Raw genomic sequence first — 18,726 nt, 5'->3', positions numbered from 1 at the left:
ACCGATTCTCCGGATTCCGCCTCCTTGCCAATGGCGAAAACGCGCACTACTGTAGAGGTCGAAATAATTTTGGTCAAGCCGGCAACTCGGAAGGGGTGTGTCCAAGGGCCAACCCCATCTCAAATACGATAAATAAGGGAGGGACAATGGAATCAAGAAGGCTGGGAAAAACGGACATCCGCCTGTCTCCGATAATCATGGGCACTTGGCAGACCGGCAAATCCATGTGGACCGGTATCGATGATGCGCAGAGCGAAAAGGCAATCCAGGCGGCCATGGATGCCGGCATCACCACTTTCGATACCGCCGAAGTATATGGCAACGGGCACTCGGAAAAGGTTTTGGGCAAAGCCATCGGCAGCCACCGGGACAAGGTGGTGATCCTGTCCAAGGTGTTCTCCAACCATCTCAAATACGACCAGGTAATCGCCGCCTGCGACCGCTCCCTGAAAAATCTGGGGACCGACTACCTGGACCATTACCAGGTCCACTGGCCTCCGGGTTCATTCGGCGCCAGGCCGGTGCCCATGGAGGAAACCATGAAGGCCCTGGCGGACCTCAAGGATCAGGGGAAAATCCGCGCTATTGGCGTATCCAATTTTTCCCTCGATCAACTCAAATCAATCTGTAAAATCGGTCCCGTCGAGAGTCTCCAACCCCCCTATTCTCTGTTGTGGCGTCATGTTGAGACCGATACCCTGGCCTGGTGTCAGGAAAACCGGGTGACGATCCTGGCCTACTCGCCCATGGCCCAGGGACTGCTCACCGGAAAGTTTGGTCCGGACCACCAATTTGAAAACGGAGACCACCGCAGCAGCAACCGCCTGTTCCAAGCGGACGTCTATCCGCATGTGCAACAGACCCTGGACGCCCTGCGTCCCATTGCCGAAAAAAAAGGTATTACCATGGCCCAACTGGCCCTGGCCTGGGTGATTGCCAAGCCGGGCGTCTGTGCCATTGCCGGTGCCCGGAATGCCCGGCAAGCGGTCGACAACGCCAAGGCGGCCGATGTCACTCTGACCGAGGCCGAACTGGATGAAATGGACCGCATCAGCCGTCCGGTCATCGATCGGATCGACGATAATCCGGTGCAATGGAAATGGTAGCGCAGAAAGGATCTCCATGGTGAACGGGACCCCCTCCCGAAAAAGTGCCCTGCTCTGTCCCGGCTGTCGTAGACTGGTCAGCGTCGATGAGCCCAAATGCCCCTACTGCGGTCTGCCTGCACCGGGGTCCCGGTGGAAAAACACCGTTTTTACCCGGGGATTCAGCAGCGGCGAGCAATTGATCAACACCATCATTGCCGTCAATGCCGTCATGTACCTGCTCTCCCTGTTGATGAGCAATCGCGGATTGAATCTGTCGGGGAACCCGATGAGCTTTCTCTCGCCGGACAACCAGGGACTGCTCCTGCTGGGCGCAACGGGCGCCATCCCCATCGATCGCCTCCATCACTGGTGGACATTGATATCCGCGTCCTATCTTCACGGCGGGCTTCTTCATATCGTTTTCAACATGCTGGCCCTTCGCCAGATTTCCCCTCTGGTAATTCGCGAATACGGTAATCACCGCATGATCATCATCTACACGCTGAGCGGGGTGTGCGGTTTTATTGTTTCCTATCTGGCCGGCGTCAGCTTTACCATCGGTGCGTCCGCGGCGGTCTGCGGTCTCATCGGAGCGGCGCTGTACTACGGCAAGAGCCGTGGCGGCAATTACGGTCAGGCCGTCTACCGCCAGGTGGGTGGCTGGGCAATCAGCATCGTCCTGTTCGGGCTGGTGGTACCGGGCATCAATAATTGGGCCCACGGCGGCGGCATGGTCGCCGGCATCTTCACGGGACTTATTTTGGGATACCATGAACGCAAGAAGGAAAACATGCGTCATCGGCTCATAGGCGGTCTGTGCCTGTCCGGCACGGCCGCCGTCTTGCTCTGGGCGGTTTTCACTGGCTTGTTTTACCGATTTTAAAATTCGAGGAAAACTTCCGGAAAAAAGCCTTGTCGGAATAATAGCGGCCAAACGGTTTTCGTCGCGGCCATCATTGCCAGAAGGCGCGGGCCAGTCGCGCAGTATCCTCCGGAGCGGAAAACGTGGCCATATCCCCCAGCATGACCTCGAAGCCGGTGTGGTCGCTTCGGGTCCAGGGGGCATAGTTGGATCGCACCACCATAACAGCCCTCAGCTCCAAGGCGCTTTGTGGTGTTTCCACCGCAAGCAGGCCGAAGTTGTACCCGTTGCGGTGTATACTGCGGTAGAACTTTTGAACCCGGATCATACCGGCGGCCAGATGGCTCCACGCACTTTCTTCCAGGTCTATCAGGGAGGTCCGCCCGGGGTATACGGCCCAGATCTCGAAAAACCCCTCCGGCGCAAAAGCCGCCAGCCATACCCACGGTCCGGTGCTGCCGATATATCGATCGCGGGTATTGATTTCATGCGTGGCATAATCACCAAACAGCCCTCGTTGCACGGCATGTCTGTAAGATAGGGCCCGGTCGTAAAGGAACCGGAGGTGATTGGAACCGATCCGGTCGGCATGAACCTGGAGGTGGGGATGGACCATGGACCCCCCTGCCGATGGCAGGTGGTTCTGGGTGATGGCCATGTACGACGCTGACGGATCGTGCCGGTTGACCCGATGTAAATAGTCGGCACAATTGATCAGGCAGTCCATGTAGCTGCTTTGGGTGGCTGTACCGATCTCAACGAAGTGGGTGTTGTCGAACAGGCTCACCGCCGAATAGGCCCCATAGGGAAACAGGTTGGGGAATAATAGCGAGTCCCCCCGTGTCATCCGGCCGGCCGGGTGGATTTGAGGAATCAGCTGCGGTGTCTGCGCCAGCACCTGGGGACGGCAAAAGGGGCATCTATCCGTTTCCCGGACACCCGGTGGGGGGGAAGGCAGGCGCTCGGCACCCGCCTCTTTTTCATTCACCCGACTGAAGGTAATTCGGCTGGTTCGGCCGGAGATGGGGTTGACACGAATCTGAATGATGCGCTCAGCAGGATCGCCGGAAGGTTCCATGAATCGGGCCCGAATCGCTTGTATCGAGAACCAGTCATCTGAAATTGGGGTTTTCTTCACCACCGCCTCCTTGTTTCACCGATGTGGAACCAACCTATCACAGGGCGGGCGCCACTTCAATCAATCGGCAAGGCTATTGATTTTTTGGCCAACCCGTACTAAGTCAAAACCTGCTGTGATGATCGGCTTCATCAAAAGGAGGCGAAAATGGCAAAAGCGCCGCTGAAGTACCAATTGATCAACCCGCTTAAAATTAGAACCGACCATTCGGATCTGGATTTTATGGACGCCCAATCCATGGCAGATGAGAAGGTAAAATCATTGTGCCCGGACCCCATGCTGGTTTCGTGGTATAACGCCACCACCGGCGAATCGCATCCCAACGTTGAATGCGGTTCCGCTGGGAAGCCGGGATGGCTCAATTATGCGGAATCCCGCAATTGCGACATGACCGTCGACATCAATGACGAACAGTTTGTGTTCATCTACCTGACACAGCCATAACCCCACCACCCTGTATTCTCCTGCACCGAACGATTTACAAATTGCCCATGCGCCCGCTGGTCACTTTCATCGCGGCGCAGGCGGTGAACGCTTGATCGACCCGGGCAGCCGGATCTGAAGCAGAAAGGAACATCATGAGCGAGAACGCATTTCAGGACACCTATCCCGATGAACTGAGCCACTGTTATGGATGCGGACGACTCAATCCGGATGGCCTCCAGTTGAAGAGCTTTTGGGATGGCGATGAAACGGTCGCCCACTTTCGGCCCCGACCCAGTCATATGGCAATACCCGGTTATGTTTACGGCGGCCTGATAGCCTCTTTGATCGACTGTCACGGCACGGGTTCGGCATCGGCCGCCGCCGGCCGTGCCCGGCCCGAGGAGGCCCCTTTCCGATTCGTCACCGCCTCCCTGCATGTGGACTACCTGCGCCCGACCCCGATCGACGCCGAGCTGGAAATCCGTGGCGTAATCAAAGAACTGAAGGAGAAGAAGGTGGTGGTATCGGCAACGGTTTCAGCCAAGGGAAAGATATGCGCCAGAGGTGAAGTGGTGGCGGTCCGGATGCCGGAAAACATGCTCCGCTGATCGATCCGCCTTCTTTTGACAAAAAAGCGGGCTCCGGCTATGCTTGAACGAAGGTTGGCAAGAATGGATGGAACATTTGGGCCAAGCCTATGACCAGCCGGCATCGTGCCGGTTTATGTGACCGTTTCATGAAGGAGGTGAGCCATGTCAACACCTGTAATCCTGCTACCGGTAGACGGATCGGAACATGCTACCCGGGCAACGGCCTATGCCTTGAAGATTGTCGGCCTGATGGGAGCCCGCGTGATTTTGCTTCACTGCCACCGTCCTTTTCCGGTTAAGCTGGGCGAGCCCTATTTTCAAAATGCCATCGACAAGATTATCTCTGAGGCCAACGCACTGCTGGAACCGTTCCGGTCGGTACTGACAGAAAAAGGAGTCAGCGTTGAAGACCTTATCATGGAGGGACCAGCGAGAGAAAAGATCTGCGATGTCGCCCAAATCGAGAATTGTGAAATGATCATCATGGGGTCCCGGGGCCGGTCCGACCTGAAAGGTTTGCTGCTGGGGAGCGTGGCGCACCGGGTGCTGCAGCAATCGCCCTGCCCGGTGCTCGTGGTTCGCTGACCCCTCCCGACAAATATAACCAAGGAAATCTCAACGCCCATGTTCTCTCTGGATCACTTTCACCAAACCTACGACACGGTCACCACACCGGTAACGATCAACGGGCAAACGCTGAGGTTGTTTACACCCGCATCCATTGACCGGTTCATCAATCCGGACGACGTAATGGATAATTTTCCCCTGTGGGCCAAGATCTGGGATGCCTCCGCGGTCCTGGCCAGCTATCTGGTGAGCCCGCCGCCGAATCCGATGAAGACCATGCTTGAAATCGGATGCGGCCTGGGAATGGTGGGCATTGCCGCCGCCAAGGCGGGCCACCGTATCACCATGACCGAACTCAACCCCGACGCTTTGAATTTTGCCCGGGCCAACGCCATGGCCAACGGCTGCCCGGAGGTGGCCATCGAGAGACTGGACTGGAACGCCCCTGAACTGGAAGAGCGGTTCGACATGATTGTGGGATCCGAAACCGTCTACAAGACCGAAAACATTGATGGTCTTGACGCCCTGTTCGACCGGTATCTGAATCCCGGCGGCACCATCATTCTGGCCGAAGGGGTACGCCGCACCGGCGTTGAATTCTGGGAACGCATGCGGCTCCGCTACGATGTCAAGGTCCGACGGCAGACCCTTCGATCCGACCAGGGAACGCAACACATGGTCCTGTTTCGATTGCAACGCAACGCCGACCGCAAACCGGAAAGTTGACTTCGAGTGGCCAGAGGCGACCAGCTGAGCCGGCAGTGGAAGATCATCCAGTCCCTGGCTGCGTCCACCTATGGACAGACCGTTCCCGACCTTGCCGGTCGGCTGAACTGCACCCCGCGGACCGTCTACCGTGACCTGGAGGCGCTTCAGGCCGGCGGATTTCCCATTACGAACGAGACCCGGGACAATCACAGTTATTGGCGCATCCTCAATGCCAGCCGGCAGCAGGTCCCCCTGGCTTTCAGCATCCCTGAATTGATGGCCCTTTACTTCGGCAAGGACATGCTCAAAACTTACCGGGGAACCGTTTTTTACGAAGCCATCGATTCCTTGTTGTCCAAGATAAAAGCCACGCTGCCGTCCGCATACATCGACTACCTGGACCGGATCCGCAACCGGGTGGACGCCGGTCCGGCTCCCCGGAAGGATTACACCCGGCTCGGGCCCATCATCGCCGAACTCAACCGGGCAATCATTGACGAGAAAAAAATCGGCATGGTCTACTTCTCCATGGGCCGGCAGAAGGAGAGCCGGCGCACCGTTCATCCCTACCGGCTGCGCCATGTCGAGGACACCCTCTACCTGATCGGCTATTGCGCCCTGCGAAAAGAGGTTCGGACGTTTGCCGTAGACCGAATCAAAACCGTAGCGATCAGCGACGACGAATTTCAGATCCCCGAGGGATTTGACATGCAGGCTTTTTTGCAGGACAGCTTCGGCATCTACCAGGGACCACCGGTGACGGTCAGGATCCGCTTCCTCAAATCGGTTGCCGGCTATGTTCGTGAACGCATCTGGCACCCGAGCCAGCAACTGTCGGATCAGGCTGACGGCGCTCTGATTTTCACCGCCACCGTGGCCGGTATCGAAGAAATCAGCCATTGGGTTCTGCGCTGGGGGGCCGGGGCACAAGTGCTGGCCCCGGACGAGCTTCGTCAGACCGTCAGCCGACAAGCAGCCGCCATGGCATCCCACTACCGGAATGCACCTGCCGATTAGCTCCGTGTGAAAGAATCTTAGCGACACCCATTCCACGGAGATCCCTCCAACGATAATCGCGTCGAAACGGGTATGGCTATGACAAAAAAAACCGGGTGGATGCCTACAACAAGATGCTGGCGGGGTAATCGGCGGGTCTTTATCGGAACAGGTACCGGCCCAGTTTGCCGTAGTGGTCGGTGGTTTTAAAATCCAACCCGACAATGTTGGACTGGATCCGTTGGACGACGCCCTCTTCTCGGATCAGGGATCGCTCCTCGTCATCCAGGGTAAACTCGATGATCAGTTTGTCTCCCACCTCGAATTCGGGCATGCTGTTGACCGAAAACTGAATGCCGGACTGGGAAATATCCCGTATCTTGATCAACCCTTTCATGGGAGAGCCGTGGCCTCCCCGGTAAAAAAACATCCCCACCAGGTTGGTCGGTTTTCTAAAATGGCGCCGGCGCTCCAGCAGCACCCGATAGTCGTTTCCACAGCTGCATTTGCATTTGAGCCGAATCGCCGTCTTCGTCTCGATGAACTGGCTCAAGTCCCTGATGACACCTTTTTCACAAACCGGACAGATAAACGTACCTTCTCCCCGGTCATTGAGAAAAACCCGGTGCTCTTTCCTTTCATCCTTCAAGCCTGCGGTGATATTTGCCATAGATTTTAAAATTGCTTCCGGGAGCAGGAAGCACCCCCCTTATCGTTGTTATCTTTTTGTATCTTTTAAGTGGGTATCGCCAGGTAAATGAAAAACTTGAGAAGGAATCCGCCGGACAAACGGATCCGCAAAAGCGGAAAGGATTTATTGCCCGCGTTTCCATGCGCTGAGTCCTGCAGGCGACACTCCGCAAAATCATGGAAACCGCCTTCACCTGCGAGTCAAATACCGATCGCCGAAAAATGGCTCATTCGGGTCAGGAAAAGGAGACGCCGGTTGCGCTTTCAGGAAGTTGGCGAAGGTTTTGTTTCATATCCGTCGTCTGCCGGCAGGTCAGGTCGGTTGGCGGCCTGGGTGGCAAGCTGGTCGCATCGTTCGTTTCCGGGGTTTCCCGCATGCCCTTTCACCCAGACAAAATGCACGTCATGCCGGTCACAAAGTGACAGGAGGCGTTCCCACAGGTCGATATTCAGGGCTTTGCCGCCGGATCCTTTGCACCAATTGTTTTGCCGCCAGCGCCTGGCCCACCCCTTGGTGATCCCATCCACCACGTATCGGGAGTCACTGTAGAGGGCAACGGCTGAAGGCGCTTCAAGCTGTTCGAGGCCGACAATGCAGGCCAACAGTTCCATGCGGTTGTTGGTGGTTTTGCGAAAGCCTCCGGAAAATTCCCGGCTTCCCTCAGGCGATGAAATGACGGCTCCATAACCGCCGGGGCCGGGATTACCCAGACTGGAGCCATCTGTGTATATAATGATTCGGTCTGCAAGGGTAACATCCGGTTTCACGGTTGACGTGGCAGTTGGCCGGGTCATTGATTGCCCTGAAGCCTTGACGCGTGTTTTTTCGCCCGAACACCGATCCCGGATAAAATCCCGTGCTTCCTCGTGGGTCTGAAAGCCCTTGTACCGGGCACCCTGAAAACCGACCACCTGGTTCTGGGCACCGGCTTCGCCGAACCACTGGGTATAAATGCCCGGCTGCCTGCCGACGGCAACCGCGTAGTATTTTTTATTGGCCATAACGATTGATTATAATCGGCCCGCGGTGAGCCGCAAAGAATTTTTTAATCGAGTTAAGAGAATTATTCTTCGATCCCCCCCTCCCCCGCCGTTTCGAAAGGACTCTATATCCAAAATAGCCGGTGCTTGGCAATGTTCTTTTTCCCATTGAAAATTGGATCACCCGGTTACCGTTTGCTCCCGCCAAACAGCCAGATCGCAATCAACCCGTAGATGCAGAGGATACCAACGCTGATCAGAAACGCATAAAGGATGGATCCTGACCAATGGGCGATAAAAGGAAAGAAAAAGGCATTGACCATGGCGATGATCAGAATATGCACAAGCAGGGATGGACCTGAGAAGAAACCAGTCATTTACCGTTTCCTATAAACGGCGGCGTAACATGATCAGTCTGTCTGAGATTTTTCCATGGCATACCGCGGTTAACGTATTGCATGACGGCAAGGTCTTGCGTCGAAATGGCGATCGTGCCGGTTTGTCGTTCGCTGGCCAACCCTGCCGCGAGCAAAAAAAAATTCACTGGGGCACAGGCTTCGATCAGGGTGAAACCCCGAACCGAAGCCACTTAAAATCCTGCCGAACGCGATCGGAAACCTCGCTGCCAATACGAGCCATGAAGAGATTTTCGGGTTTCAGGCAGATGTTCGGTTCGTTGGTCTGCAGCTCAATGAACCCATGGGGGTTGAACAGACGAATGAGCATGTTGCGGTACTGTTGGGCGGTCATGCCCGAACCATCCAGATCCCAGGTCCAGGAGTATCCGACCATGTATGCGATCATCTGTTCGATCTTCGGGTGGGTCAGCATCAGACGGACCAGGTCTCCCGCAATTTTCCTGGATCGAAGGCTGCGGCTCACTTCCACCGCTTTTACTTCCATCATCACCCCCGGTCCCAGTTCCGTCCACCGCTCATCGGCTTCCGGTTGGCTGAACACCCCGAATCCCACAATCTGCTCGGTTTCCGTCAGGGCCAAAACCACATTGGCATCCGTTTTTGAGGCATGCTTTTCAAGGGTTTCTCTTTTGGTATAGATGGATTTATACTGGGCGTGGGTACCGAACTGATCGTCGAAACGGTACGCCTGAATTTCACTGGGTGTGCAGAATGGGCGGATCTGAATAGGTCCGACAGGGGTGGACCGGACAACCTCCTTTTGTCTGGAATCACTCAATATTGTCTGTCTTCTCCATGGCGAGGGGATGTTGAGATCTTTTGGATATCAATGCTTGTCGCCAAACCTAAGGGGTCGTGTTCAACTAAAAGTCACTCCACTCCTTATGCAGCCGCTTGATCATGATCACCAGGTCCTGACGATTGCCGTGAATATCCTTCACATAATTTTTCAGTTCGGCAAACTTGAAAAAGTCGAACTTCTGAACGGCTTCGATGGCACCGTCTTCGACACCGGCCACCAGATCCGCCCGGAGCATCTCCAATCCCCGGTCCATGGCCAGTTGAATAAGATCCAGCAGCAGCCAGGTCCCCAGCCGCATCTGCCGGAACTCCGGCAGGACCACGATGCGGAACCGTCCCACATGGCTGGTGGCGCCGAAACCGCGCAAATAAAGGCTTCCCTGCCCCACGACAGTCTCTTCGCAGAGGGCCAGGATAGAACAAACGCTGCCTTTTTCCACGGCATCGAACCACCGGCCCATGATGGCCGGATCCATGACATCGTAATTCATGAACCACCGGTCCGATTCGGGAATCCGGTTGTAGAAGGCTTCCATCAACGCCCGATCTCCGGGTTCCAGCGGACGGATGACTGCTTCCACGCACTCTTTCAGGACACACTCTTTCGGGTATCTCACGGTCTCGGTCTCCTTCGCCGGTGGCATCCGCCGACCCCGAAAAAGGATTCAGTTTCCGGTCCGGAGCGGCGCTGAATAGGTTTCCATTTCCGTCTCACAACCATCCGGAGGTCTATCCGCCAATCATGGAAACCGATGGGCAGAAAACGTCCACAGGTCGGGCGATCATGGGAACCGCTTGCCTTGAAAAGGATATTGAAAAGCCTGGTTTTTTTTCTTGACTAACCCTATTCGTAGCTAATATATAGCTAATATGTAACCTTATAGCAAATGAATTTTATCCATAATTTGATCTTTGTTACAGGATCAAATCGTCTCACCTGACCCTGAAAAAGTTAGTCCCGGGTAAACCGGAACCATGATATTCCTAAACCGGCGACCCTTTTACCGGCCGCCAAAAGGGAGGTACTGATGAGTGATCTGAGCTGGCTGCCGAGAGAATCCGGTATCAAAAACCATCATCTGTGGGGCGAGGAACATTTTTCCGCTGACGCGCCAGGGGTTGTGTTCGAAAAGCGCCCCATTCTGGATCCGTCGGGCAGCCCCATTGACGGTTTGTTCTCGGCCTGGATCATCCTGAACAACCCGATGCAGTATAACTCCTATACCACCGAAATGGTCAAGGGCGTGATCGCCGGTTTTCACCGTGCCTCGGCGGACAGTTCGGTGGTTGCCGCCGTCTTTACGGCCATGGGCGACAAGGCTTTCTGCACGGGCGGCAATACCAAGGAATATGCTGAATATTATGCGGGGCGGCCCAACGAATACGGACTGTACATGGATCTGTTCAACGCCATGGTGGATGGCATTTTAGGCTGCAAAAAACCGACCATCTGCCGGGTCAACGGCATGCGCGTGGCCGGCGGCCAGGAGATCGGCATGGCCTGCGACATTACCCTTTCCAGCGATCTGGCCATCTTCGGCCAAGCCGGCCCCAGGCATGGCAGCGCACCCGACGGCGGCAGCTCGGATTTCCTGCCGTGGATGCTGCCTATCGAACTGGCCATGTGGAACTGCATCTCCTGCGAGATGTGGAGCGCCTATAAGATGAAACAACTCGGCCTGATCTCCAAATGCGTTCCGGTCATCAAGGATGCCGACGGCTGGGTGCGCAATCCCGCCATCGAAACAGACCGCTACGTGGTCGACGGCGAAATCGTCTATGGCGAATACAAAACCGGCGATGCGGCCAAACAGGCCCGGGCCTATGTCAAATCGGCCAAGACCGATTTCGAACTGCTGGACAACGAAGTCGACCGCATTCTGTGGACCTATACCAACCTTTTCCCCGGTTGCCTGATCAAGAGTGTGGAAGGCATCCGCCTGAAAAAGAAGTTTTTCTGGGATCAGGCCAAGGTCATCAACCGCCACTGGCTGGCCGCCAACATGAACAGCGAAGCCTACCTGGGCTTCAACGCCTTCAACACCAAAAAAATCACCGGCCGGGACACCATCGACTTCATCGAATACCGCCGGCGTCAGGCTTCCGGCGATGCCTTCGACGTGGAATTTATGGCCGCGGTACTTGGTCGCCCCACCGATTAAAGGAGAATCGCATATGCTGCTCGAAGGAAAAAATGCCATCGTCACCGGCGGATCCCAAGGCATCGGCACAGCCGTTAGCCTGGAACTGGCCAAAGAGGGGGCCAACGTCTGCCTGACCTATCGCCGCCACGCGGACGAGGCCAGGGCCGTGGTGGACCAGATTGAACGGATGGGACGCAAGGCACTCTGTATGGCCTGCGACATTGCCGTTTTCGCCGAAGCCGAAACCGCGGTGAAGACGGCCGTGGAAACCTTCGGTCGAATCGACATTTTGGTGAACAACGCCGGCATGAACTGGGATGGCGTGTGCTGGAAAATGTCGGAGGAGCAGTGGGACCGGGTAATTGGTGTAAATCTGAAGGGATATTTTAATTTCACCCGCCAGGTAGCACCCTTGTTCAAGGACCAGAAGTACGGTAAAATCGTCAACGTCACTTCCATCAACGGCATGCGGGGCAAGTTCGGGCAGACCAATTACTCGGCATCCAAGGCGGGCATCATCGGCTACACCAAAGCCGTGGCCAAGGAATTGGGCGCCTTTGGCGTCAATGTCAATGCCGTGGCCCCGGGCCTGATCGAAACCGCCATGCTGAAAGAATCCGAGGCCCGGGATAAAATCATCGACATGGCCATGGCGGAAATGGTCTTGAAGCGCGTAGGCCAACCCGAAGATCTGGCATCGGTGATTGCCTTTCTGGCTTCCGAAAAAGCCCGCCACATTACCGGCGAAGTAATCAAGGTGGACGGGGGGCAGTATATATAGGTGAATAGGCTATAGCAGGTTAGACTGAAAGAGAGAGCAGCCAGACGGTCTAAATGCCTTTAACCTAAATACCTTGCCCACAATTACTCGATAACTCCAACAATTGCAAAATGATTTCTAACCCAACCAGCCGCAGAGGATTGCAAATATGAATGACGTCGCCATCATCGGCGCAGGACAAAGCACCTTCGTGCGATACTATCCGGGATCGGTTCGGGAACTGGCCTTCGAGGGCTTTTCGGACGCGCTGGGTCATGCCGGCATCACCGCCGCGGACATCGACGCATCGGTGGTCTGCTCGGCCCCGGAGTACGACCTGCAACGCTCGCCGGCCGGGGTCTTCGCCGAATATCTGGGACTCAACCCGGGCCCGACCTTTTATGTAGAAACCCTGTGTTCATCGGGAAGTACCGGCTTGAAACTGGCTTACAGTCTAATCAAATCGGGACTGCACGATGTGGTGGCCGTGGTCGGTTTTCAGAAGATGTCGGAGATCTCCTCCGCCGAAACCCAGGAACGAATGGGCCGGGGCGCGGACATCCAGTGGGAGAGCCCCTTCGGCACAATGATGCCCGCCTACTACGCCATGTATGCCCGCGCCCACATGAACGCCTATGGCACCACCCCTGAAGACCTGGCGGCCATCCGGGTCAAAGCGTCCACCTATGGCCAGCTCAACGATCGTGCCGTATACCGCAAGGCCGTGACGACCGGCATGTTCACGGACCCTGATAACATGATGAGCGGATCCGTAGCCTCTCCCTTGAGGGTGGGAGACTGCTGTGCCAACGCCGACGGCAGCTCCTGCATCATTGTTGCCAGCGCCGAGAAAGCCAAATCGTTGTGCGACAAGCCGGTGTGGATCCGGGGCATCGGATCGTCTTCCGCGCCGGTCAATCTGGCCGGCCGGGACCTGTTCACGGGGTTGTCCGTAGCCCGTGAGGCCGCCGCTCAGGCCTATAAAATGGCCGGTGTCGGCCCCACGGATATCGACGTGGCCGAAGTTCACGACTGTTTCACCATTGCTGAAATGATGGCCTACGAAGATTTGGGATTTGCCGGACCGGGTGAAGGCCGTGACCTGATCAATGGCAGAGAAACCTATTTAAATGGAAGCATACCGGTCAACGTGGATGGGGGTCTGCTTTCCAAGGGCCACCCCATCGGCGCCACCGGCGGCAGCCAGATTCGCACCATCGTGTTGCAGCTGCGCGGCGAAGCCGGTGAAATCCAGGTCCCCGACGCTAGCGTGGGGCTGGTCCACAACATCGGCGGTGTGGGGCTTTACGGAAATGTGACCATTCTGGCCAGATAACATACGTCCAGACAGTTGTGGGCGGACACGCTATATAAGAGGGAACGCATTCATGGGAAAGAAGGAAAAAGACGAACGGTTCAGGAAGTTCGGAACGGTGAGCTTCACCGGCACCACCCGGGTCAACGACTTCATCGACCACCTGGAGCAGGGCAGAGTCACCGGCACCCGCTGCACTTCCTGCGGTAAGGCGTTCTTTCCGCCTCGGGCGGACTGTTGGGCCTGCCGCTCATCCGAAATGGAATGGTTCGATGTGCAGGGCACGGGCAGGCTGGTTACCTTCAGTACGCTGGCCTTCGGGCCCAAGGGGTTCGAGGGGGATCTTCCCTACACCATCGCCCTGGTGGATTTCGGCGCGTACAAGGTTTTCGGGCGCATCGCCGACGGCATCGCCGAATCCGATCTGTCTATCGGCATGGCCGTGGCGGCCAAAGCCAACCCACTGGCCGACGGACGGGTCAACTACGTCTTTCACAAGTGAGGGGAAAAACATGTCGCATCTGAAATTCATCAAGCATGACAGCGTGGAGGGGGTCGCCACGCTGACCCTCGACCGGCCCAAGCACAACGTGCTCAACATCGAGATGATGAACGAACTCAATGGACAGTTGGAAACTCTGGCCAATGACGGGGCGCTCAAATGCGTGATCCTGGCGGCCAACGGACCCAGCTGGTGTGCCGGCGTAGAGGTGGCCGACCACAAACCGGAGATGGTTGACGGAATGATCGCGACTTTCAACGGCATCTTCGAACGGGTTCACCGCATGGCTGTGCCCACCATTGCGGCGGTCCACGGTGCCTGTCTGGGCGGCGGCATGGAAGTGGCCATGGCCTGCGACATCATCGTGGCATCCCCCAAGGCTGTCTTCGGCCAGCCGGAGATCAAGCTGGGCTTCTTCCCGCCCTACGCGGCCATCCGGCTGCCCCAATTGGTGGGTCCGGCCCGGGCCGTTGAGATCTGCACCACCGGCCGTCGCTACAAAGCCGAAGCGGCGCACCGCATGGGGCTGGTGGCCCATCTGTCCGGTGAAGAGAACTTTGCGGAGACCCTGGACAGCGTCGTGGGTGAAATCAAGGCGTGCAGCCCACTGATCATCCGACTCAACAAGCGGGCCGTCACCGCCCACCTGGGGCTGGGATTCAAGCAGGCCCTTTCCAATGTCAGCGATCTGTTTCTCAACACCCTGATGAAAACCGAAGACACCCTGGAAGGGATCAAAAGTTTCGAGGAAAAACGTCGGCCGTTGTGGAAAAACAGGTAATGCGATTCCCCAGATGACCGCATTTCTTCATTTGACAGTCGATGTTCCCGACATGGTTGAAGCGTTGTTCGATAGTCATTGAGGCGTTGGCGGATATGCTCTATTGTAATTGTATCCATACCGGTATCCGCCAAGGCAGAACCATGAATTCATCACTGACCCTTAACCCACAGGAGAACCAGCGATGGCGTCCATGATATCCTGGCAGATGACAGAACCCGGAAAGCCCTTGGAAAAGGTGGAAGCACCGATCCCTGACCCCGGACCCGGCGAAGTGCTGGTCAAGGTGGCCGGATGCGGCGTTTGTCATACGGACCTGGGGTTTTACTACAATGGTGTAAAAACCAAATCCCCGCTGCCCCTGACCCTGGGCCATGAAATCAGCGGCGTTGTCACCGCTGCCGGGCCCGACGCCCGTCAGTGGGAAGGCAAAGCAGTGATCATCCCTGCAGTCATGCCCTGCGGGAAGTGCGACGTCTGCAACCGGGACCTGGGTAACATCTGCACCGCCCAGAAGATGCCCGGCAACGATATCCAGGGAGGATTTGCAAGCCACATCGTCGTTCCGTCCGATCAATTGTGTCCGGTTCCGGTAGACGACCAATACCGGCCCGTTGGAGAAGCAGACGTTTCCCTGGCCCAGTTGTCCGTGGTGGCGGATGCCCTGACCACACCCTACCAGGCCATTGTCGATGCCGGCTTGTCAGCCGATGATACAGCCATTTTCGTGGGTGTCGGCGGGGTTGGCGGCTTCGGCGCCCAGATCGCCAAGGCCTTCGGGGCTCTGGTTGTGGCCATCGATGTAGACCCGGTCAAGCTGGATGCCCTGGCACCTGTGGTAGACAAAACCTTCAACGCCGCTGAGATGGCGTTCAAGGACCTTCGAAAAGCGGTCTCCGCCTTCGTCAAGGAGCAGGGAAAACGACGGACCGAATGGAAGATTTTCGAAACCTCCGGCACCGCCGCCGGCCAGAAAACCGCCTTCGGTCTCATGACCTTCGGGGGCAACCTTTCCGTGGTGGGGTTTACCATGGACACGGTGGAAATCCGCCTGTCCAACCTCATGGCCTTCCATGCCACCGCACGGGGCAACTGGGGCTGCCTGACCCGGTATTATGCACCGGTGCGGGACCTGGTCCTTTCGGGACAGGTGAAGATGGCACCGTTTGTCAAAACATTTCCGCTGTCGGACATCAATACGGTCTTCGACATGGTGCACCACAAAAAGATCGTTCAGCGGGCGATCATGGTGCCCTGACCCTATCGTTGACAACAACCGTTGCTGCAGCTGACGGAAATTTCGAACGGCTGCAGTAAGACTTTACAGGAAACCACGATGCACAAACTACTCGCAGACAGCCCGGGGAAAAAGATGCTGCTCCTGGGCAACGAAGCCATCGCCCGCGGAGCCATCGAGGCCGGCGTGGCCTTTGCTACCACCTACCCGGGCACTCCCTCGTCGGAAATTTCCCTGAACCTGTTCCAGGTTTCTCATGAAAGCGATCTGTACTTTGAATACAGCACCAATGAGAAGGTGGCCCTGGAAGTGGCTGCAGCCGCTGCCAACAGCGGGCTGCGCACCTTCTGCATGATGAAGCACGTCGGCCTGAACGTAGCGGCCGATCCGCTGATGACCCTGGCCTATGTGGGGGTAAAAGGGGGACTGGTGATTCTCACGGCCGACGACCCCTTCATGTTCTCCAGCCAAAACGAACAGGACAATCGCTATTACGGCAAGCTCTCCGGCCTGGCCATCCTGGAACCGTCCTCGGTGGAAGAGGCCCGACAAATGACCGCTGAGGCCTTCAACCTGTCCGAAAAGTTGGGCGAGCCGGTGATCCTGCGTACGACCACCCGCGTCAACCACTCCAGCGCCTTCGTGGAACTGGGGGAATTAACACCCCGCAAAACCAAAGGCGATTTTAAAAAAGACCCCTTCAATTTTGTCACCGTACCGGCCGTCTCCCGCCGCCTTCACGTGCGCCTGCTGGAAAACTGGAACAAGGCCCAAGCCCTGGCCGAAGCCTCCACCTACAATTTTACCAACGGCAACGGCACCTGGGGCATCATCTGCAACGGTGTCAGCTACAACTACGTTTCCGACGCGGTTAAGGATTTGGGCATTGCAGACAAAACCCGGATCCTTCGCCTGGGTTTTTCTCACCCCATGCCGCCCAACCTGATCAAAGCCTTCCTGAACGCTTGCGAAAAAGTGCTGGTGGCCGAAGAGGGCGAACCCGTTATGGAGGAGGCCGTCAAGGCATTTGCCCAGGAAGCCGGACTGACCCTGCCCATCGCCGGCAAGGGTGAGCGTCTGTTCTCAAGGATCTATGAGTTCGATCCGGCCATGGTCCGGCGGGTGATGGCCGGTTATTTCGGTGTGCCTTACGCCCCCAACCAGCCGCCTGACCTGTCCGACGTGCCGGAAATCCCCCAGCGACCGCCCAACCTGTGTGCCGGGTGCTCCCACCGGGCCACCTATTATGCGGTAAAAAAAGCTGCCGAAGGCAGGGAAACGGTCTATCCCACGGACATCGGCTGCTACACCCTGGGTTTTCTGCCTCCGCTGGCCATGGGCGATTTTCTCATCTGCATGGGCTCGTCGGTAAGCACCGCCTGCGGCTTTTCCAAAGCGACAGACAAGAAGGTGATCGCCTTCATCGGCGACTCCACCTTCTTTCACTCGGGGCTGACCGGCCTGGTCAACGCCGTATACAACAACCACAATTTCACCCTGGTCATCCTTGACAACGGCACCACCGCCATGACCGGCCACCAGCCCAATCCCGGGGTGGACATGAGCAACCTGAACCTGTCCGGTTACGGCCGCATTTCAATCGAAGCGGTCGTGCGTGCCATTGGCGTCGAACACGTTACCGTCATCAAGCCTTACAAGGTTAATAAAAGCATCGAAGCGGTGAAGGCGGCGCTGGATTACAAGGGCGTGTCGGTGATCATCTCGCAGGAGATGTGCACCCTGTATGCCCGCAGCTTGAAGAAACTCAACGTGCGGGCCTTCACGGTCACGGACAAATGCAAGAACCACCGGGACTGCATCAACCAGATCGGCTGCCCGGCTTTTTACCTGGAAGGTGAACGGGTCCAGATCAATCCCAACACCTGTGTGGGCTGTGCGGTCTGTGCTCAGATCTGCCCGGAGAATGCCATTACACCGGTTAAGGCCAAAAAGGCCGGCTGAAATCCTGAACTGAGAAAAGCGAACCTTCGGCTGCCGGCAACCGTTTTCAGAAAAATCCGACCATCCCGGTCTTAGGGCCGGCAGCCCTTATCATACGGGAAACGACCATGAAAACAACAAGACTGATTATTGTAGCGGTGGGCGGTCAGGGCAACCTGCTGGCCTCCAAAGTCCTTGGCCAGGCAGCGCTGCTTTCCGGTGTTCCGGTGCGCATGAGCGAAATTCACGGCATGGCCCAGAGAGGCGGGGTGGTAGAGTCTGCCATCGTGTTCGGCGATGCCAGCAGCACCATTATTTCGGACAGCGAAGCCGACGTACTGGTCGGATTCGAACCCTCCGAAACCCTGCGGGCCATGAACAAGTGCAATGCAGACACCACCGTCATTACCAATCTGGCTCCCCTGCCGCCCTTTACCGTGGCGATCGGCAGAGGCACCTATCCGGACCTGGATCAGGTTCAGAAGCTGATCAAAGCCAAGACCAGACGGCTCATCGCCTTTGATGCCGTCGAACGGGCCACAACTGCCGGCAACGTCATGTCGGTGAATATCGTCCTGCTCGGCGCGCTGATCCAGACAGGTATTTTACCTATCCCCAAGGAAAATTTGCTGGAAGCCATCCGTACTAAGACCAAAAAGGCCTTTGTGGATGTAAACCTGAAAGCCTTTGACTTGGGTTTCATCGCGGCAGCCAATGCCTGAAGCTGCGTAAAAAGTGACTGTGCCCCGGGCATGCCCGGGGAAAACCGACCATTGAGAA

Annotated in this window: 21 protein-coding genes; 15 read left to right on the top strand and 6 right to left on the bottom strand. The window is 56.7% G+C overall.

Annotation, left to right across the window (positions count from 1 at the left end):
• Positions 1 to 146 precede the first annotated feature (146 nt).
• Both ACHZBS_RS23615 and ACHZBS_RS23610 read left to right on the top strand, forming a co-directional pair.
• Positions 147 to 1,106, top strand: coding sequence for an aldo/keto reductase (locus ACHZBS_RS23615; protein ID WP_319408942.1), 960 nt, complete (start codon positions 147 to 149; stop codon positions 1,104 to 1,106).
• Between the two features lie 16 nt (positions 1,107 to 1,122).
• A complete protein-coding gene (locus ACHZBS_RS23610; protein ID WP_319408941.1) occupies positions 1,123 to 1,971 on the top strand; it encodes a rhomboid family intramembrane serine protease in 849 nt (282 codons plus the stop codon).
• Between the two features lie 70 nt (positions 1,972 to 2,041).
• Here the strand turns inward: ACHZBS_RS23610 and ACHZBS_RS23605 are convergent, their stop codons facing one another.
• Complete coding sequence (locus tag ACHZBS_RS23605; protein ID WP_319408940.1) at positions 2,042 to 3,088, bottom strand: galactose-1-phosphate uridylyltransferase; 1,047 nt, start codon at positions 3,086 to 3,088, stop codon at positions 2,042 to 2,044.
• A 147-nt stretch (positions 3,089 to 3,235) separates the two neighbouring features.
• Between ACHZBS_RS23605 and ACHZBS_RS23600 the strand changes: the two genes are divergently transcribed.
• The 5 genes from ACHZBS_RS23600 to ACHZBS_RS23580 all read left to right on the top strand — a co-directional run bounded on the left by ACHZBS_RS23600 (position 3,236) and on the right by ACHZBS_RS23580 (position 6,396).
• On the top strand, positions 3,236 to 3,532 hold the full coding sequence (locus ACHZBS_RS23600) for an AF1514 family protein (RefSeq protein ID WP_319408939.1): 297 nt from the start codon (positions 3,236 to 3,238) through the stop codon (positions 3,530 to 3,532).
• 134 nt (positions 3,533 to 3,666) lie between these two features.
• Positions 3,667 to 4,122, top strand: a complete 456-nt coding sequence (locus tag ACHZBS_RS23595) for a PaaI family thioesterase (protein WP_319408938.1) — start codon at positions 3,667 to 3,669, stop codon at positions 4,120 to 4,122.
• A 144-nt stretch (positions 4,123 to 4,266) separates the two neighbouring features.
• Positions 4,267 to 4,689, top strand: a complete 423-nt coding sequence (locus ACHZBS_RS23590) for a universal stress protein (RefSeq protein ID WP_319408937.1) — start codon at positions 4,267 to 4,269, stop codon at positions 4,687 to 4,689.
• Positions 4,690 to 4,728: 39 nt separating this feature from the next.
• Complete coding sequence (locus ACHZBS_RS23585; RefSeq protein ID WP_319408936.1) at positions 4,729 to 5,397, top strand: methyltransferase; 669 nt, start codon at positions 4,729 to 4,731, stop codon at positions 5,395 to 5,397.
• Between the two features lie 6 nt (positions 5,398 to 5,403).
• A complete protein-coding gene (locus tag ACHZBS_RS23580) occupies positions 5,404 to 6,396 on the top strand; it encodes a WYL domain-containing protein (RefSeq protein WP_319408935.1) in 993 nt (330 codons plus the stop codon).
• Between the two features lie 139 nt (positions 6,397 to 6,535).
• On the opposite strand, the gene ACHZBS_RS23575 is transcribed toward ACHZBS_RS23580, so the two are convergent.
• The 5 genes from ACHZBS_RS23575 to ACHZBS_RS23555 all read right to left on the bottom strand — a co-directional run bounded on the left by ACHZBS_RS23575 (position 6,536) and on the right by ACHZBS_RS23555 (position 9,883).
• Positions 6,536 to 7,045, bottom strand: coding sequence for a PilZ domain-containing protein (locus ACHZBS_RS23575; protein ID WP_319408934.1), 510 nt, complete (start codon positions 7,043 to 7,045; stop codon positions 6,536 to 6,538).
• Between the two features lie 284 nt (positions 7,046 to 7,329).
• Entirely contained in the window at positions 7,330 to 8,067 is a 738-nt protein-coding gene (gene rnhA / locus ACHZBS_RS23570; protein ID WP_319408933.1) for a ribonuclease HI, read from the bottom strand.
• A gap of 167 nt (positions 8,068 to 8,234) precedes the next feature.
• Positions 8,235 to 8,423: a hypothetical protein gene (locus ACHZBS_RS23565; RefSeq protein ID WP_319408932.1), complete on the bottom strand. Its 189-nt coding sequence runs from the start codon at positions 8,421 to 8,423 to the stop codon at positions 8,235 to 8,237.
• A 184-nt stretch (positions 8,424 to 8,607) separates the two neighbouring features.
• Positions 8,608 to 9,243 carry a hypothetical protein gene (locus ACHZBS_RS23560; RefSeq protein WP_319408931.1) on the bottom strand — a complete coding sequence of 212 codons (636 nt, stop codon included), beginning with the start codon at positions 9,241 to 9,243 and terminating at the stop codon, positions 8,608 to 8,610.
• An 85-nt stretch (positions 9,244 to 9,328) separates the two neighbouring features.
• Positions 9,329 to 9,883, bottom strand: a complete 555-nt coding sequence (locus ACHZBS_RS23555; protein WP_319408930.1) for a GNAT family N-acetyltransferase — start codon at positions 9,881 to 9,883, stop codon at positions 9,329 to 9,331.
• A gap of 411 nt (positions 9,884 to 10,294) precedes the next feature.
• Here ACHZBS_RS23555 and oah point away from each other — a divergent pair, with 411 nt between their 5' ends.
• The 8 genes from oah to ACHZBS_RS23515 all read left to right on the top strand — a co-directional run bounded on the left by oah (position 10,295) and on the right by ACHZBS_RS23515 (position 18,668).
• Complete coding sequence (oah, locus tag ACHZBS_RS23550) at positions 10,295 to 11,428, top strand: 6-oxocyclohex-1-ene-1-carbonyl-CoA hydratase (RefSeq protein ID WP_319408929.1); 1,134 nt, start codon at positions 10,295 to 10,297, stop codon at positions 11,426 to 11,428.
• A gap of 13 nt (positions 11,429 to 11,441) precedes the next feature.
• Entirely contained in the window at positions 11,442 to 12,191 is a 750-nt protein-coding gene (locus ACHZBS_RS23545) for an SDR family NAD(P)-dependent oxidoreductase (RefSeq protein WP_319408928.1), read from the top strand.
• A 148-nt stretch (positions 12,192 to 12,339) separates the two neighbouring features.
• On the top strand, positions 12,340 to 13,506 hold the full coding sequence (locus ACHZBS_RS23540) for a beta-ketoacyl synthase N-terminal-like domain-containing protein (RefSeq protein WP_319408927.1): 1,167 nt from the start codon (positions 12,340 to 12,342) through the stop codon (positions 13,504 to 13,506).
• 52 nt (positions 13,507 to 13,558) lie between these two features.
• Positions 13,559 to 13,987 carry a Zn-ribbon domain-containing OB-fold protein gene (locus ACHZBS_RS23535; RefSeq protein WP_319408926.1) on the top strand — a complete coding sequence of 143 codons (429 nt, stop codon included), beginning with the start codon at positions 13,559 to 13,561 and terminating at the stop codon, positions 13,985 to 13,987.
• A 10-nt stretch (positions 13,988 to 13,997) separates the two neighbouring features.
• Positions 13,998 to 14,768, top strand: a complete 771-nt coding sequence (locus ACHZBS_RS23530; protein ID WP_319408925.1) for an enoyl-CoA hydratase/isomerase family protein — start codon at positions 13,998 to 14,000, stop codon at positions 14,766 to 14,768.
• A 184-nt stretch (positions 14,769 to 14,952) separates the two neighbouring features.
• Positions 14,953 to 16,026: a 6-hydroxycyclohex-1-ene-1-carbonyl-CoA dehydrogenase gene (had, locus tag ACHZBS_RS23525; RefSeq protein ID WP_319408924.1), complete on the top strand. Its 1,074-nt coding sequence runs from the start codon at positions 14,953 to 14,955 to the stop codon at positions 16,024 to 16,026.
• 78 nt (positions 16,027 to 16,104) lie between these two features.
• Entirely contained in the window at positions 16,105 to 17,967 is a 1,863-nt protein-coding gene (gene iorA / locus ACHZBS_RS23520) for an indolepyruvate ferredoxin oxidoreductase subunit alpha (protein WP_319408923.1), read from the top strand.
• A gap of 107 nt (positions 17,968 to 18,074) precedes the next feature.
• Complete coding sequence (locus ACHZBS_RS23515) at positions 18,075 to 18,668, top strand: indolepyruvate oxidoreductase subunit beta (RefSeq protein ID WP_319408922.1); 594 nt, start codon at positions 18,075 to 18,077, stop codon at positions 18,666 to 18,668.
• Positions 18,669 to 18,726: the final 58 nt, after the last annotated feature.

The organism is uncultured Desulfosarcina sp., from assembly GCF_963664155.2.
Classification (GTDB): Bacteria; Desulfobacterota; Desulfobacteria; order Desulfobacterales; family Desulfosarcinaceae; genus Desulfosarcina.
The sequence above is the reverse complement of the archived record's forward strand: the minus strand, read 5'-3'. Positions and strand labels throughout refer to the sequence as shown.

Bases quoted from the DNA above. Each gene is read 5' to 3' on its own strand.
- ACHZBS_RS23615 (WP_319408942.1), top strand. From the start codon at position 147: ATGGAATCAAGAAGGCTGGGAAAAACGGACATCCGCCTGTCTCCGATA.
- ACHZBS_RS23610 (WP_319408941.1), top strand. From the start codon at position 1,123: ATGGTGAACGGGACCCCCTCCCGAAAAAGTGCCCTGCTCTGTCCCGGC.
- ACHZBS_RS23600 (WP_319408939.1), top strand. From the start codon at position 3,236: ATGGCAAAAGCGCCGCTGAAGTACCAATTGATCAACCCGCTTAAAATT.
- ACHZBS_RS23595 (WP_319408938.1), top strand. From the start codon at position 3,667: ATGAGCGAGAACGCATTTCAGGACACCTATCCCGATGAACTGAGCCAC.
- ACHZBS_RS23590 (WP_319408937.1), top strand. From the start codon at position 4,267: ATGTCAACACCTGTAATCCTGCTACCGGTAGACGGATCGGAACATGCT.
- ACHZBS_RS23585 (WP_319408936.1), top strand. From the start codon at position 4,729: ATGTTCTCTCTGGATCACTTTCACCAAACCTACGACACGGTCACCACA.
- ACHZBS_RS23575 (WP_319408934.1), bottom strand. From the start codon at position 7,045: ATGGCAAATATCACCGCAGGCTTGAAGGATGAAAGGAAAGAGCACCGG.
- rnhA (WP_319408933.1), bottom strand. From the start codon at position 8,067: ATGGCCAATAAAAAATACTACGCGGTTGCCGTCGGCAGGCAGCCGGGC.
- ACHZBS_RS23565 (WP_319408932.1), bottom strand. From the start codon at position 8,423: ATGACTGGTTTCTTCTCAGGTCCATCCCTGCTTGTGCATATTCTGATC.
- oah (WP_319408929.1), top strand. From the start codon at position 10,295: ATGAGTGATCTGAGCTGGCTGCCGAGAGAATCCGGTATCAAAAACCAT.
- ACHZBS_RS23545 (WP_319408928.1), top strand. From the start codon at position 11,442: ATGCTGCTCGAAGGAAAAAATGCCATCGTCACCGGCGGATCCCAAGGC.
- ACHZBS_RS23540 (WP_319408927.1), top strand. From the start codon at position 12,340: ATGAATGACGTCGCCATCATCGGCGCAGGACAAAGCACCTTCGTGCGA.
- ACHZBS_RS23535 (WP_319408926.1), top strand. From the start codon at position 13,559: ATGGGAAAGAAGGAAAAAGACGAACGGTTCAGGAAGTTCGGAACGGTG.
- ACHZBS_RS23530 (WP_319408925.1), top strand. From the start codon at position 13,998: ATGTCGCATCTGAAATTCATCAAGCATGACAGCGTGGAGGGGGTCGCC.
- had (WP_319408924.1), top strand. From the start codon at position 14,953: ATGGCGTCCATGATATCCTGGCAGATGACAGAACCCGGAAAGCCCTTG.
- iorA (WP_319408923.1), top strand. From the start codon at position 16,105: ATGCACAAACTACTCGCAGACAGCCCGGGGAAAAAGATGCTGCTCCTG.
- ACHZBS_RS23515 (WP_319408922.1), top strand. From the start codon at position 18,075: ATGAAAACAACAAGACTGATTATTGTAGCGGTGGGCGGTCAGGGCAAC.